This is a genomic window from Streptomyces longwoodensis (genome assembly GCF_001514125.1).
Lineage (GTDB): Bacteria > Actinomycetota > Actinomycetes > Streptomycetales > Streptomycetaceae > Streptomyces > Streptomyces longwoodensis.
On the sequence record NZ_KQ948549.1, the window covers coordinates 488,327 to 502,430 of the forward strand.

At 74.6% G+C, this 14,104-nt stretch carries 16 protein-coding genes; 12 read left to right on the forward strand and 4 right to left on the reverse strand.

Going from position 1 to position 14,104, the window contains the following annotated elements:
- Positions 1 to 99: 99 nt before the first annotated feature.
- Positions 100 to 771 carry a TetR/AcrR family transcriptional regulator gene (locus tag AQJ30_RS02180; RefSeq protein ID WP_067228018.1) on the reverse strand — a complete coding sequence of 224 codons (672 nt, stop codon included), beginning with the start codon at positions 769 to 771 and terminating at the stop codon, positions 100 to 102.
- Positions 772 to 943: 172 nt separating this feature from the next.
- Between AQJ30_RS02180 and AQJ30_RS02185 the strand changes: the two genes are divergently transcribed.
- Both AQJ30_RS02185 and AQJ30_RS02190 read left to right on the forward strand, forming a co-directional pair.
- On the forward strand, positions 944 to 1,984 hold the full coding sequence (locus AQJ30_RS02185) for a medium chain dehydrogenase/reductase family protein (RefSeq protein ID WP_067228019.1): 1,041 nt from the start codon (positions 944 to 946) through the stop codon (positions 1,982 to 1,984).
- 195 nt (positions 1,985 to 2,179) lie between these two features.
- Positions 2,180 to 3,331 carry a serpin family protein gene (locus tag AQJ30_RS02190; protein ID WP_079083718.1) on the forward strand — a complete coding sequence of 384 codons (1,152 nt, stop codon included), beginning with the start codon at positions 2,180 to 2,182 and terminating at the stop codon, positions 3,329 to 3,331.
- A 16-nt stretch (positions 3,332 to 3,347) separates the two neighbouring features.
- Here the strand turns inward: AQJ30_RS02190 and AQJ30_RS02195 are convergent, their stop codons facing one another.
- Complete coding sequence (locus AQJ30_RS02195; protein ID WP_067228023.1) at positions 3,348 to 4,043, reverse strand: type 1 glutamine amidotransferase domain-containing protein; 696 nt, start codon at positions 4,041 to 4,043, stop codon at positions 3,348 to 3,350.
- Between the two features lie 124 nt (positions 4,044 to 4,167).
- Between AQJ30_RS02195 and AQJ30_RS02200 the strand changes: the two genes are divergently transcribed.
- The 3 genes from AQJ30_RS02200 to AQJ30_RS38630 all read left to right on the forward strand — a co-directional run bounded on the left by AQJ30_RS02200 (position 4,168) and on the right by AQJ30_RS38630 (position 6,334).
- Complete coding sequence (locus AQJ30_RS02200) at positions 4,168 to 5,106, forward strand: LysR family transcriptional regulator (protein WP_067228025.1); 939 nt, start codon at positions 4,168 to 4,170, stop codon at positions 5,104 to 5,106.
- A gap of 138 nt (positions 5,107 to 5,244) precedes the next feature.
- Entirely contained in the window at positions 5,245 to 6,078 is an 834-nt protein-coding gene (locus tag AQJ30_RS02205; RefSeq protein ID WP_067228026.1) for an SGNH/GDSL hydrolase family protein, read from the forward strand.
- A gap of 88 nt (positions 6,079 to 6,166) precedes the next feature.
- Positions 6,167 to 6,334, forward strand: coding sequence for a hypothetical protein (locus AQJ30_RS38630; RefSeq protein ID WP_169808450.1), 168 nt, complete (start codon positions 6,167 to 6,169; stop codon positions 6,332 to 6,334).
- 114 nt (positions 6,335 to 6,448) lie between these two features.
- Here AQJ30_RS38630 and AQJ30_RS02215 read toward each other — a convergent pair whose 3' ends face one another.
- Positions 6,449 to 7,381 carry a LysR family transcriptional regulator gene (locus AQJ30_RS02215; protein ID WP_067228029.1) on the reverse strand — a complete coding sequence of 311 codons (933 nt, stop codon included), beginning with the start codon at positions 7,379 to 7,381 and terminating at the stop codon, positions 6,449 to 6,451.
- Between the two features lie 136 nt (positions 7,382 to 7,517).
- On the opposite strand from AQJ30_RS02215, the gene AQJ30_RS40010 reads away from it, so the two are divergent.
- The 5 genes from AQJ30_RS40010 to AQJ30_RS02235 all read left to right on the forward strand — a co-directional run bounded on the left by AQJ30_RS40010 (position 7,518) and on the right by AQJ30_RS02235 (position 11,918).
- Positions 7,518 to 7,601, forward strand: a complete 84-nt coding sequence (locus AQJ30_RS40010; protein WP_356391390.1) for a putative leader peptide — start codon at positions 7,518 to 7,520, stop codon at positions 7,599 to 7,601.
- Positions 7,602 to 7,760: 159 nt separating this feature from the next.
- Complete coding sequence (sfnG, locus tag AQJ30_RS02220) at positions 7,761 to 8,894, forward strand: dimethylsulfone monooxygenase SfnG (RefSeq protein WP_067228031.1); 1,134 nt, start codon at positions 7,761 to 7,763, stop codon at positions 8,892 to 8,894.
- A gap of 59 nt (positions 8,895 to 8,953) precedes the next feature.
- Positions 8,954 to 9,508, forward strand: a complete 555-nt coding sequence (gene ssuE, locus AQJ30_RS02225) for an NADPH-dependent FMN reductase (RefSeq protein WP_067228033.1) — start codon at positions 8,954 to 8,956, stop codon at positions 9,506 to 9,508.
- Between the two features lie 2 nt (positions 9,509 to 9,510).
- Positions 9,511 to 10,695 carry an SfnB family sulfur acquisition oxidoreductase gene (locus AQJ30_RS02230; RefSeq protein ID WP_067228035.1) on the forward strand — a complete coding sequence of 395 codons (1,185 nt, stop codon included), beginning with the start codon at positions 9,511 to 9,513 and terminating at the stop codon, positions 10,693 to 10,695.
- 80 nt (positions 10,696 to 10,775) lie between these two features.
- Positions 10,776 to 11,918, forward strand: coding sequence for an LLM class flavin-dependent oxidoreductase (locus AQJ30_RS02235; RefSeq protein WP_067228036.1), 1,143 nt, complete (start codon positions 10,776 to 10,778; stop codon positions 11,916 to 11,918).
- A 57-nt stretch (positions 11,919 to 11,975) separates the two neighbouring features.
- On the opposite strand, the gene AQJ30_RS02240 is transcribed toward AQJ30_RS02235, so the two are convergent.
- Positions 11,976 to 13,058, reverse strand: a complete 1,083-nt coding sequence (locus tag AQJ30_RS02240; protein WP_079083722.1) for an acyl-CoA dehydrogenase family protein — start codon at positions 13,056 to 13,058, stop codon at positions 11,976 to 11,978.
- Between the two features lie 99 nt (positions 13,059 to 13,157).
- Here AQJ30_RS02240 and AQJ30_RS02245 point away from each other — a divergent pair, with 99 nt between their 5' ends.
- Together AQJ30_RS02245 and AQJ30_RS38300 are read left to right on the forward strand one after the other, a co-directional pair.
- Positions 13,158 to 13,508 (forward strand): YciI family protein, encoded by a 351-nt coding sequence (locus AQJ30_RS02245; protein WP_067228038.1) that lies wholly within the window; start codon positions 13,158 to 13,160, stop codon positions 13,506 to 13,508.
- Positions 13,509 to 13,894: 386 nt separating this feature from the next.
- Positions 13,895 to 14,059 carry a hypothetical protein gene (locus AQJ30_RS38300; protein ID WP_159052284.1) on the forward strand — a complete coding sequence of 55 codons (165 nt, stop codon included), beginning with the start codon at positions 13,895 to 13,897 and terminating at the stop codon, positions 14,057 to 14,059.
- The last annotated feature ends 45 nt before the right edge of the window (positions 14,060 to 14,104 follow it).

Sequence of the window (14,104 nt, forward strand, 5' to 3'; positions counted from 1 at the left end):
CGTTCCCGGGCGGGACGTCCACGGTTTCCTTCCGGTCCGCCACCCCTGCCGGATGCACCCCTGTCGGATGCACCCGTGGTCGGATGCCCCCGCGGCGGGTCACCGGGTCAGCGCGCGCAGTTCGCTCGCGTACAGCTCCGCCGGGTCGAGGCCCATGCCGGTGAAGTGGCCCGCGAGCTCCAGCGACAGGATGCCGTGCAGGCGGGTCCAGAACAGCAGGGCACGGTGCAGGGCGGCCGCGTCCGCCGGGTGGTCGGCGGCCCACTCCCGGTGCTCGGCGAGGTGCGCCCGCACCGGGTCGTCGTCCTGGGCGTCGTGCGGGGCGTCGTCCGGGGCCTCCTCGCCGAGTGACCGGGCGGCGTCGAGGAGGCACTCCATGACCTGGGACGCGGTCTGCGTGACGTCGTCCGGGGCGTGGTAGCCGGGGATCGGCGTTCCGTAGATCAGGAAGTAGCGCTGCGGGTCCGCCAGCGCCCAGGCCCGCAGCGTGCGTCCCAGTCCCGCCAGGTCGGCGCCCTCGGCCGCCGCGGCGCGGACGGTGTCGGCGAGGCCGCGGTAGGCGTCGCGGATCAGCTCGGTGATCAGTTCGTCCCGGCTGGAGAAGTACCGGTAGAGCGCGGGACCGCTCATGCCCATCCGCTTGGCGATGGCGTTCAGGGACAGCCCCGGCGCCCCGGCGGTGGCGATCTGCTCCCAGGCGTGCTCCTTGATCTCCGCCCGCAGCTGGGTGCGGTAGCGCTCGCGTGGTGTCTCCCTGCGCACAGCGGTCACGTGCGTCGTTCCTTCCCTCGGCCCGGTCGCCGGGCCCCGTCGTGGGCGGGGGCGTCCGGCGTTTCGGTTAGACCCTATAACTGTCGCTCTTGACTGTCACTCCATCGCTTGGTTATAACTTCTAACAGAAGCGCCAGCCACTAACTGGCGGGGTCCTGGAGGGAGTGACGTCATGAACGACGCAACGATGGTGGAGGTTGTACTGCCGGGCACGGTGGAGCCGGAGGGGCTCCAGCTGCGGCACGCGGCCGTGCCCACCGCCGGACCGGGCCAGGTCGTCGTCCGCATGGAGGCGACCGGCGTGTCCTTCGCCGAACAGCAGATGCGCCGGGGGCGCTACTACGACCAGCCGCCCTTCCCGTTCGTCCCCGGCTACGACGTGGTCGGCACCGTCATCGCGACGGGCCCGGGCGTCCCCGTCGGCCTGGCCGGCACCCGGGTGGCCGCGCTGCTCAAGGTCGGGGGCTGGGCCAGCCACGTGGTCGTCGACGCCGCCGACGCGGTCCCGATCCCGGACGGCATCGGCGCCGCGCAGGCGGAGACCCTGGTGATCAACGGGATCACCGCCTGGCAGATGCTCCACCGCACGGCGCGCGTCCGCGCCGGGCAGACCGTCCTGGTGCACGGCGCCAACGGAGGGGTCGGCTCAGTCCTGGTCCAGCTCGCGCGGGCCGCCGGCGCGCAGGTGATCGGCACCGCGTCCGAACGCCACCACGCCGCCCTGCGCGAACGGGGCGTGACCCCGGTCGACTACCGCACCGAGGACGTCCCGGCCCGCGTGCGCGCCCTCGCCCCCGGCGGCGTGGACGCCGTCTTCGACCACGTCGGCGGCCGCAGCGTCGTGGACTCCTGGCGCCTGCTCGCCCCCGGCGGCACGCTCGTCGCCTACGGCACCGCCTCCACCCGCGACGACCAGGGGTCCAAGCAGTGGCCCGTGCTGAAGCTGCTGGGCCGCGTCTGGGCGTGGAACGCCCTGCCCAACGGGCGGCGCGCCTTCTTCTTCAACGTCTGGGCCGGCAAGGCCCTCAGCCGCGGCCGCTTCCGGGCCCGGCTGCGCGCCGACCTCACCGAGGTCTTCGAAGCGCTGCGGCGCGGCGAGATCACGGCCGACATCGCGGCCGAACTGCCCCTCAGCCGGGTCGCCGAGGCCATGCGGCTGGCCGAGTCCGGCACGGTCGCCGGGAAGGTCGTCCTGCGCGCCGACGCATCCTAGGGGGTTCCTTGTCGATCACGCCGGGGCTCACGGCGGCGCGTCGTCCGAACCGGTCGGCAAGGCGGCCGGATGTCGGTGGCAGGACCGGCACCGGCTGTCCGAGGATGAGGGCCGACGACGAGGCCCGGAACCCCCTCTCGGGGGCGGGCCGGTGACGGGGGAGCAGTGGGCGTCGCGAGGAGCACGGTCCGGGCCGTGAACGGGTTGACCGCGCGGTGGGCGGGTGCCGCGCAGGGCGGGACGGTGTTCTCGGCGGCGGCGGTGTGGCCGCTGCTGGCCCACCTGGCCGACGGGGCCGGTGGCCCGGCGCGGGCGGAGCTGACCGAGGCGCTAGGACTGCCCGCCGGGCAGGCGGCGGACGCCGCCCGCGACCTGCTCGCCGCGATGGGCGCCGTGCGGGGACTCGACACCGCGCTCGGGCTCTGGACGAAGCGCACGCTGGAGCTGAGGGAGCAGTGGACGGCGGGCCTGCCGGCCGGCACCCACGGGGTGCTCACCGGAGACTTCCCCGCCGACCACCGGGCGCTGGACGCCTGGGCGGCCCAGCGGACCGGCGGGCTGATCGACCGCATGCCGGTCCTGCTGGCCGAGGACACCGAGATGGTCCTGGCGAGCGCGCTGGCGCTGCGCACGCGGTGGCTCAGCCCCTTCGAGGAGTGTCCGCTGGAGACGGCGTACGAGCCCTGGGCCGCGGAGCCGCGCCTCGGGCTGCGGCGCTCCAGTGTCCTGCTGGACCGGATCGGGGTGGCGCGGACGCCCGGCGGGCACGTCACGGAGCTGAAGGTGCTGGGCGACAACGCCCTCGACGTGCACCTGCTGCTCGGGGAGGAGGGCATGGCGCCGGGACGGGTGGTGGAGGCCGGGGTCGGCATCCTCGCCGGCCGGTACCCGGTCGTGCCCGGACCGCGGCTGCCCCTCGGGCACGCCGGGCCCGGCGTGCTGGTGGAGAGGGAGCGCTGCGAGCGGCCCGAGCCGCCGTCGCTGGACGTGACGACCGTCGCCTACGCCATGGAGGCGAGCCACGACCTGCTGGAGCTGCACCGGTTGTTCGGGCTCACGACGGCACGGGACACCACGCGCGGACACTTCCCCGGCATCAGCGCCTTCCCGCTCGCGGTCGGGTCGGCCCGGCAGACGTGTGTGGCGAGATTCGGCGCGCGGGGCTTCGAGGCCGCCGCGGTGACCGCGTTCGGCATGGGGGGCGGAGGCATGCCCGACCTCCGCCACGTCACCACCCGGATCAGCGCCGTCTTCGACCGGCCCTTCGGCTTCCTCGCCCTGCACCGCCACACCCGGCTCGTACTGGCGGCGGGCTGGGTCACGGACCCGCTGCCGTGGGAGGAATGACCCGGGAGGGCCCCGGTCAGCCCAGCCGCTTCAGCAGTTCGTCGGCCAGGGGAGCCGACGAGGCCGGGTTCTGGCCGGTCACCAGCGTGCGGTCCACGACCACGTGCGGCGCCCACGGCTCGCCCTCCACCACCTCCACGCCCGCCTCGGTCAGGCGGTCCTGGAGCAGCCACTTCAGCCGCGGCGCGAGACCGCCCTGGGTCTCCTCGGCGTTGGTGAACCCGGCGACCCGGTACCCGGCGAAGGCGTTCGCACCGTCCTGCGTGACCGCGGCCAGCAGCGCGGCGGGGCCGTGGCAGACCACGCCCAGCGGCGTGCCCGCGGCCAGCGCGTCGACGAGCAGCCGGCCGGAGGCGGCGTCCACGGCCAGGTCCTCCATCGGGCCGTGCCCGCCGGGGTAGAACACCGCCGCGTAGTCGTCGAGCCGCACCTCCTCCAGGCGCAGCGGGTGGGCGAGCTCGGTCATCGCCTCCAGTTCGGCGGCGATCCGGTCGGCGCCGTCCTGGCCGCCGTTGACCTCGGGCGCCAGGCTCGCCCGGTCCACGGTCGGCGCGACCCCGCCGGGCGTGGCGACGACCACCTCGTGACCGGCGGCCCGGAACGCGCGGTAGGGGGCGACGGCTTCCTCCGCCCAGAAGCCGGTGGGGTGTCCGGTGCCGTCGGCGAGCGTCAGGGAGTCGGCGCCGGTCATCACGAAGAGGATCTTGGCCATGGGGGTGTCCTTCACGATCGGTGGGGCTGCGGTTCCGCGGACGTCGGTCCGTGTGCCCCCGACCGTAGCCACGGACTCTCGCGGGAAACCAATGGACGCACCAATGCCAGCCATTGGATCTCCTATGGCACACCGCGGAATACTGGACCGGGTGGACGGTCACGCGAACCTCGATCTGAACCTCCTGCGCACCTTCCTGGCGGTGTACCGCTCGGGCTCGTTCACCGGCGCCGCCCAGGTGCTCGGCCTGTCGCAGCCCACGGTGACCACGCAGATGCGGACCCTGGAGCGACAGACCGGGCGCGAGCTGTTCCAGCGGTTGCCGCGGGGGGTGGCGCCCACGGCCGTCGCCGACGCCCTCGCCGCACGGGTGGCCCCGGCGCTCGACGACCTGGCGGCCGTGGCGGGCCCCGCCCCGGCGGCCGGCACTCGGCCCCCCGCCCCCGTCCACCTGGCCGGTCCCGCCGAGCTGTTGTGCACCCGGGTGCTGCCCGCGCTCGCCCCGCTCGTCGCCGGGGGCGTCCGGCTGCGCGTCGTGACCGGGCTGACCGATCCGCTGCTCGACGAGCTGCGGGCCGGCCGGTACGACCTGGTCGTCGCCACCAGCCGCCCCCGGGGCCGCACCCTCGCCTGGGAGGCGCTCACCGACGAGGAGTTCGTGCTCGTCGCCGCGCCCCGGTGGGCCGAACGGCTGAGCGCACGCCTCGCCGAGGAGGGGCCCGCCGCCCTGCACGGGGTGCCGCTGATCACGTACGCGGAGGACCTGCCGATCGCCCGTCGCTACTGGCGGCACGTCTTCGGCCGACGGCTGTCGTGCGCCGCCGCGGTGACCGTGCCCGATCTGCGCGGGGTACTGGCCGCCGTCGCCGCGGGGGCGGGCTACAGCGTGCTCCCGCGCTACCTGTGCCGCGACGCCCTGGCGTCCGGGGCCGTCGTGCCGCTGCACGAACCGGACGACCCGCCGATCAACACCGGCTTCCTGGTCCAGCGGCCCGGCGCGCCGGAGAACCCGGACGTGGCCCGCGTACGGGAGGTACTGCTGCGCAGCGCCCGCGACTGGTGACCGGCCGGGCGGGGGAGCGGGCCGCCCCGGCGTGGGAAACAGTCTGACTGTGCTGACTATTCAAAAAAGTGAGTAGGGTGCCACCGTACGGCCGTCCCGCCCGGGCCGGACCGATGACGTCTCGACGGGGGCCCGCCCATGACCGGCACCGCACTGAGCCGCACGCGTTACGTCGCCCTCGGTGACAGCCAGACCGAAGGGGTGGGCGACGGGGACGACAGCACCGGGCTGCGCGGCTGGGCCGACCGGCTCGCCGAGCTGCTGGCCGTCCACCACCCCGGTCTGCACTACGCCAACCTGGCCGTGCGCGGCCGGCTCGCCGGCCAAGTGCGCGCCGAACAGCTCGACCCCGCTCTGGCGTTGCGGCCCGACCTCGCCACCGTCGTCGCCGGGGTCAACGACCTGCTGCGGCCCCGCTTCGACGCCGACGAGGTCGCCGGACACCTCGACGCCGTCTTCGCCGCGCTCACCGCCCAGGGCGCCCGGGTCGCCACGCTCACGTTCCCGGACGTCGCCCGGGTCACCCCGCTCGCCCGACCGCTCGGCCCCCGCGTCCACGCCCTCAACTCCCGCATCAGGGAAGCGGCCCGGCGGCACGGTGTCGTCGTCGCCGAGACCGCCGACCACCCTGTCGTCACCGATCCACGCCTGTGGAGCGCCGACCGGCTGCACGCCTCCCCGCTCGGCCACGCCCGTATCGCCGCCGCCGTGGCCCACGCCCTCGCGCTGCCCGGCAGCGACGGCTCCTGGGCCGACCCGCTGCCCGGGCCGCCCGTCCGGCCCACCGCGCTCGGCGAGCTGCGCTGGGCCGCCGGGTTCCTCGGGCCCTGGATCGGCCGCCGGGTGCGCGGCCGCTCTTCGGGAGACGGCCGTACGGCCAAGCGGCCCGGTCTGCTGCCCGTCCTCCCCGTGGGTCCGGGTCGGGCGGAGGGGGCGGTCGGCGTCGACAACCGGTCGGTTGCGGGCGGGTGAACATGTATGCGCAGATCCGGGGCAAGCGAATGCTACGAGAACGGACCGTTTCGGTCGCCGGACGGACAAAGTGGAGGTGTCGATCGCTATGAGCGCGAAGGTGTTGGAGCGTTTTCCGGCTGGGGCTCCGCGGGGTGCGTGGCCGGCTGAGGAGTTCGCGGCGGCTCGGCGTGCCGAGGGCGAACCCGCAACCGTGGTGATGGACCTGCAGTCGGACGCCTTCCTCGTGGTGGTCCCGGCGAACGAGGAAGAGTAGAGAAGGAAGACCGGAGAAGACCGGAGAAGACCGGAACGACCGAGCACGACCCAGGGCAGGCCGGGGACGTGGCCCGGCGAGCCCGGCAGTACCGACCCCCCGTGGGCTCCGCGCTCACCGTCCCGGTGAGTCCGGTGCGGTGAGCGTGCCGCCCAGGGCGCGGGCCGTGCGCACGAACACCTCGTGCAGTTCGCGCGCCGCCTGCGGCACCGACTCCGCCCGGCGCCGCTGCAGCATCAGCAGCACCTGCGGGGTGTCCCCCGCGAGCGGCCGGTGGGTGAGCGCACCGCACCGCACCAGCGGGTCCCCGACCACGCTGAAGTCCGGCAGGACCGTCGCCCCGAGCCCCTCGGCGACCATCAGCTTGCCCATCTCCGCCCCGTCCGTGGAATACGCGAAGGACGGATCCCGCCCGTCGAGCAGCCGGTGCACGTACCGGTGCATCACGTAGCCCGAGCGCATGCCGATGAGCGGCACACCGAGCAGGTCCTCCACGGTCACCGCCGGCCGGGCGGCCAGCGGGCTGTCCGGGCGCAGGCACACCACCGGCCGGCCGCGCAGCAGTTCCGCCGACTCGAACTCGGCGGGCACGTCGTCGCCTTCGAGGTGATTGACCAGCCCCAGGTCGAACCCGCCCTCCAGCAGCGCCCGGTGGATGTCGGTCTGCTGCGCCCCCACCACCTCCACCTGGGTGTGCGGGCGCGCCCCCCGGAACTTCCGCAGCACCGGCAGCAGCAGCGGCACGGTCGCCGCGTTCACCGTGCCGACGCGCACCATGCGCCGGATGCGGTGCTGCTCGCCCGCCGCCGCGCGCAGCCGGTCCACCGCGTCCAGGACGTCCACGATGTGCGGCAGCAGCTCCCGGCCGGGCGCGCTCATCGTCGCGCCGGAGCGCTTGCGCTCCAGCAGCTCGACCCCCAGCTCGCGCTCCAGGTTGCGCACCGTCTCGCTCAACGCGGGCTGGGACAGGCGCAGTTCCTCGGCGGCCCGGCGCAGCGAACCGAGCCGGGTGACGGCCGCGATGTATTCCAGCTGTTCCGTTCGCACGACAGGAGAATGCGGTCCCGCGGCGGGCGGTTCAAGGGTTTCCCTGTCACACCCTCGTGAAATTCAATGGTCCGCGATGCGAGAACGGTCGGGTTTTCCTTGACGGTCCTCACCGGCGGCTGCCACGATCGACGACATGACTTCGCGACTGGACCTCACGCGGCGACGCCACGTCGACCTCGCGCGCGTCTCCAGCGCCTCCTGTCGCGCCGCCGCCTGACCGGCCCGCGCCCCTCTTCCCACGCCACCCGCCCGCTCCTCGCCCGAGCGGTGCCGTGCCGTGTTCCCGCCTTTTCTCTCCGCCCGCATTCCCGCGCCCGGCCGCGACCGCCGGTGAATTCGGCGTCGCCGGAGAGCAATTCCACGCCTGGAGTTCCGCATGCCCGCCGCACCCCTGAAATTCGCGTACTGGGTCCCCAACGTCAGCGGGGGACTCGTCACCAGCCGCATCGAGCAGCGCACCGACTGGGGATACGACTACAACCGCGAGCTCGCCGTCCTCGCCGAGAACAACGGGTTCGAGTACGCCCTCAGCCAGGTCCGCTACATGGCGAGCTACGGCGCCGAGTACCAGCACGAGTCCACCAGCTTCAGCCTCGCCCTGCTCCTCGCCACCGAGCGGCTGAAGGTCATCGCCGCCGTCCACCCCGGTCTGTGGCACCCCGGGGTGCTGGCGAAGCTCGGCGCGACCGCCGACCACCTCTCGCACGGCCGGTTCGCCGTGAACGTCGTCTCCGGCTGGTTCAAGGACGAGTTCACCGCGCTCGGCGAGCCCTGGCTGGAGCACGACGAGCGCTACCGCCGCTCCGAGGAGTTCATCACCGCCCTGCGGCGCATCTGGACCGAGGACCACGCCGAACTCGCCGGTGACTTCTACCGGGTGCGCGACTTCTCCCTCAAGCCCAAGCCGCTCAACACCCCCGAACGCCCGCACCCGGAGATCTTCCAGGGCGGCAACTCCACCGCCGCCCGCCGGATGGCCGGCCGCGTCTCCGACTGGTACTTCTCCAACGGCAAGGACTTCGACGGCGTGACCGAGCAGATCGCGGACGTCCGCGCCTCCGCCGCCGAAGCCGGCCGCCCCGCACCCCGGTTCGGGCTCAACGGCTTCCTCATCGCCCGCGACACCGAGGCCGAGGCCCGCGACACCCTGCGCGAGATCGTCGCCCAGGCCGACACCGAGGCCGTCGAGGGATTCGGCGCGGCCGTGCGGCAGGCGGGACGGTCCACCGCCGACCGCAAGGGCATGTGGCAGGACTCCACCTTCGAGGACCTCGTCCAGTACAACGACGGCTTCCGCACCGGGCTCATCGGCACCCCCGAGCAGATCGCCCAGCGGATCGTCGCCTACAAGCGGCTCGGCGTCGACCTCTTCCTGCTCGGCTTCCTCCACTACCACGAGGAGGTCGAGTACTTCGGCCGGCGGGTCCTGCCGCTCGTCCGCGAACTGGAGGCCCGGCTGCCGGACACCGACACCGGCACCGCGCCCGCCTCCGTCCCCGCCCACGCCTGACCGCTCCCCGGGGCCCGCCCCCGGACCCGCACCCTCGGAACACCTTCGAAAGAGGACCCATGGCCACCGTCCTGTCCGTCTCCGGCAGCCCCTCCGCCTCCTCCCGCACCGGCCGCCTGCTGCGCCACCTCGACCAGCGCATCGCCGCGCAGGGACACCAGGTGATCCCGCTCGACGTCCGCACCATCCCCGCCGAGGCCCTGCTCGGCGCGGACTTCCGGCACCCGGCGATCGTCGAGGCCGCCGAGCTGTTCGCGCGCGCCGACGGAGTGGTCGTGGGCACCCCCGTCTACAAGGCGTCGTACTCCGGCGTGCTCAAGGCGCTCCTGGACCTGCTGCCGCAGTACGCGCTCACCGGCAAGACCGTGCTGCCGCTGGCCACCGGCGGCTCCACCGCCCACGTCCTCGCCATCGACTACGCGCTGCGGCCCGTCCTGAACTCCATGGGCGCCGCGCACATCGTGCAGGGCTGGTTCACCCTCGACAAGGACATCACCGCCCACGAGGACGGCACCGTCACGGTCGCCCCGGCCACCGCCGAGGCGCTCGGCCAGGTCGTCGACCAGTTCTCCGCCGCCCTGGGCCGCACCCCGTTCCTGGCCGCGGCGAGCTGACGGTGACCGCGCACGTCATCGCCGACGACGCCGAGGCCCTCGCCGTCGCCGCCGAGCTCGCCGACGCGTTCCGCGCGGGTGCCGCGCGGCGCGACGCCGAGCGCGTCCTGCCCCGCGCGGAGCTGGACCGGCTGTCCGCCTCGGGCCTGCTCGCCGTCACCGTCCCCGCCGAGCACGGCGGCGCCGACGTCGGCGCGGCCACGCTCGCGGAGGTCTTCCGCCTGCTGGGCGCCGCCGACCCGAGCCTGGCTCAGATCCCGCAGAGCCACTTCGTCTACGTCAACGTGATCCGCCGCCAGGGAACCACCGAGCAGCGGACGTTCTTCTTCGCCGAGGTGCTGGCCGGGCGGCGCTTCGGCAACGCCCAGTCCGAGGCGGGCACCAAGCACGTCCAGGACATCCGCACCCGCCTGACCCCGCGCCCCGACGGCTCCTACCGGCTGGACGGCGTCAAGCACTACTCCACCGGCGCCCTCTTCGCCGACTGGATCCCGGTCCTCGCCCGCGCCGACGACGACGATCTGCACGTCGCCTACGTCCCGCGCGACGCCCCGGGCCTGACCGTCGTCGACGACTGGGACGGCATGGGCCAGCGCACCACGGCCAGCGGCACCGTCCACCTGGAGGGCGTCGAGGTCCCCGCCGACCGGGTGCTGCCCCACCACCTGACCTTCCGGGGACCGCAACTGCACGGTGCGGTAGCCCAGTTGCTGCACGCCGCGATCGACGCGGGCATCGCCTCGGGCGCGCTGACGGAGGCCGCCGCGTTCGTGCGGACCCGCAGCAGGCCCTGGTTCGAGAGCGGCGCGGACACCGCCGTCGAGGACCCGCTGCTGGTCCAGCGGTTCGGTGAACTCGCCCTGCGCGTGCGGGCGTCGGAGGCGCTGCTGAAGGAGGCCGCCCGCGCGGTCGACGCGGCCCGGGCCGGCCTGACCGACGACAGCGCGGCCGAGGCGTCCCTCGCGGTCGCCGCCGCCAAGGTGCAGGCCGCCGAGACGGCCGTGGAGGTGGCGAGCGCCCTGTTCGAGGTGTCCGGCACCCGCTCCGCGCTCGACTCCCTGAACCTGCACCGGTACTGGCGCGACGCGCGCACCCACACCCTGCACGACCCGCCCCGCTGGAAGCTCCAGCACCTCGGCCGCCACGTCCTCACCGGGGCCCGTCCGCCCCGCCACGGCCTGCTGTAGCGCGGTCCCGCCGCCGGTACTGCACCCGCCCCGCCCCCCGTCCCCGCCCGCCGGGGCGCCCCCCAGGAACGGAGACCCCCGTGTCCCTCACCTTCCACTGGTTCCTGCCCACCAACGGCGACAGCCGCCACGTGGTCGGCGGCGGCCACGGCACGCCGGCCACCGCCTCGGGCCGGGACCGGCCGCCGACGGTCGCCTACCTCAGCCAGATCGCCCGCGCCGCCGAGGACCTCGGCTTCGTCGGCGCGCTCACGCCGACCGGCGCCTGGTGCGAGGACGCCTGGCTCACCACCGCCATGGTCAGCCAGAACTCCGAGCGGCTGAAGTTCCTCGTCGCCTTCCGCCCCGGCTTCGTCTCCCCGACGCTCGCCGCCCAGATGGCCTCGACCTTCCAGCGGCAGACCGGCGGACGGCTGCTGCTCAACGTCGTCACCGGCGGCGAGAGCCACGAGCAGCGGGCCTACGGCGACTTCCTGGACAAGGACGACCGCTACCGTCGTACGGGCGAATTCCTCGAGGTCGTAAGGGAGTTGTGGGACGGCAAGAGCGTCGACCTGGTGGGCGAGCACCTGCGGGTGGAGGACGCGCGGCTGGCGCGGGTGCCCGATCCGGTGCCCGAGGTGTACTTCGGGGGGTCCTCGCCGATCGCCGGGGAGATCGCGGCCCGGCACGTCGACGTCTACCTCACCTGGGGCGAGCCGCCCGCCCAGGTCGCCGAGAAGATCGAGTGGATCAGGGGACTGGCGGCCCGGCACGGGCGCACGCTGCGGTTCGGCATCCGGCTGCACGTGATCACCCGGGACACCTCCGCGCAGGCCTGGGCGGAGGCGGAGCGGCTGCTCGCCGGGTTCGACCCGCAGACCGTGGCGTCCGTGCAGGCCGGGCTCGCGCGCAGCGAGTCGGAGGGGCAGCGGCGGATGCTCGCGCTGCACGGCGGCAGCCGGGACGGGCTGGAGATCCACCCCAACCTGTGGGCGGGCATCGGCCTGGTGCGCGGCGGCGCCGGGACCGCGCTGGTCGGCAGCCACGAGGAGGTCGCCGAGCGGATCCGGGAGTACGCGGCCCTGGGCATCGAGGAGTTCGTGCTCTCCGGTTACCCGCACCTGGAGGAGGCGTACTGGTTCGGCGAGGGCGTGCTGCCCCGGCTGGCCGCCGAGGGGCTGTGGCGGCACCCGTTCCTCCCGGAGGCGGCGCCCTCGGCGCAGGTGCCGTTCGCGAGCTGAACCGCCGGGAGGTGATGAACGAGGGGAGGCCCACACGGACGATGCCCCCAGGTCGGGTCAGCCCCTCAGCGCGCTGAGCTGCGCCGCGCGCGTCTCCCGCGTCTGGCCCTGCACCTGCAGGAACAGTGCCTCCCGGGCCAGGCGCTGGGCCCGGTGCGTCAGCAGCATCGTGCGGCCCCCGCCCGCGACCACCGCGGCGGTGGTGGCCGCCTGCAGCAGCCCGAACGCCTCCGTCCTGAGGTCCAGCCGCTCCTGGACCCGCAGGCCGGGGGCCGTGTCGGCGAGGGCGTAGGCCGCCGTGCGCAGCCGCGTGAGCCGGGCGCGGAACGCGGCGGCCGTCTCCTCGTCCAGGAGGGTGAGCGCCGCCCGCGTCAGCCCGAACACCGCCGGGTTGGTGTCGAGCGTCCGGAGCCGGTCGTCCGCCGCCCAGCGGTCGTACGGCGTGCGCAGCACCACCGCCTCGTCGGGCAGCCACAGGCCGTCCAGCTCCAGCGACACGGTACGGGCACCGCCGAGGGCCGCCAGGCGCAGCGGCTCGGACGCGCCGAGGCCCGGCTGGTCCCGGGCCTCGGCGAACGCGAACAGGGCCTCGTCGCCGTCGGTGGTCCCGGCCAGCAGCAGCACGTCGTTCAGGCCCCAGCCCGTGTACCAGGGCACCGTCCCGGCGAAACGCCAGCCGCCCCGGTCGCGGACGGCGCGGACCGGAGTGCGGGGGTGGGCGCGCAGGTGGGCGTACGCCACCCCGGACAGCAGCTCGCCCCGGGACAGCGGGCCGAGCAGCCGCTCCCGGACCGGGCCGTCGCTGCGGGCCAGCATCCGCACCGGCGTGTGGTGCTGGGTCTGCACGAACCAGGTGGCGGCGCAGGCCCCGGACAGGATCTCCGCCGTCTCGCGCGCCACCGCCGCGGGCGCCTCGGCGCCGCCGTACGCGCGCGGGGCGCTCACCCCGAGCAGCCCGGACCGCTTGATCTCCTGGAGGTGGCCGGCCGGGACGCCCTCCGCGTCGACGCGCTCGGCCGCGGGTGCCAGGAGGTCGTCGGCGAGGCGGCGGGCCCGGGTGACGAGGGGATGGGGCGGCGGCTCAGCGGGGCCGGCGGGTGCCGTGGGTCCCGGGGGCGCCGGGGGTGGCGGTGGGGTCATGGAGGAGATTTTTCCCGGTTCCGGGGCGTGGGGGTCGATCCGGGGCAGTGCCGTTCGTGTAGGAGGTGGGACCACCCCCACGAGGCCGAGGAGGCCGTCATGACGTACTACCTGCTCAGTGTGGTCCAGCCGACCGGAGGACAGCCGCCCGCCCCCGAGGCGCTCGCCGGGATCGTCGCCGACGTCGAGGCGTTCAACCAGGAGCTGCGCGACGCCGGGGCCTGGGTGTTCGCCGGCGGACTGGCCGGACCCGAGTCGGCCACGACACTGCGACCCGAGGACGGCGACGTGCTGAGGACCGACGGGCCCTACGCGGAGGGCGAGGAGTACCTGGGCGGGCTCTGCCTGATCCAGGCGCCCGACCTGGACGCGGCCCTGGAGTGGGGCCGGAAGGCCGCCCTGGCCACCACCCTGCCCATCGAGGTGCGCTCCTTCACCGCCGACCGGTGACGACCGTCCCCGCCCGCGACCCCGTCGGCGTGGCGGCCTGACCTTCCCGTGCTGCCACCCGGCCCCGGCGCGGCGACTGGTTCACGCCAAAGCGGGGATCCGCGACGCCCGCATCCCGTACCGCGTGCGGCTGGTTCGGTGCCTCGGGGCCGCCGAGGGAGCGGGGCAGCCGCCGAACGGTCATGAGTAGTCCTTCGAGTGACGGGAAACCCACGGCACCTGGTCCGGGAAGGTGCGGCCCGTAGTCAGAATCGGCCAAATCAGTCTGACTTTCGAATCGGGTCTGCACGAATCGCCGCTGCCGGACGCCGTGGGGGCAGAGGGTGCAACCGTCGCCTTCCGGGGCTCCTGGGCCCCGACCAGCCAGTGAGAGGACCGAAGGGTCCGTGACCGACCAGTTCGAACAGTTCGCCCGCGACGCGGCGCTGTCCTTGATCGCCCTGCGGGTCTTCGGACCCGGCGTCGTCGCCCTCGCGCGCCGGGTCGTGGCCGCACTCGTGCGGGTGGGCTTCCGCGAGATGCACCACCGTCTCCCGGGCGGCGAGGGGTGACGCGCGAGGAGTCGGCGCCAGGCCCGGCCGGCCATCCCCGGGCGC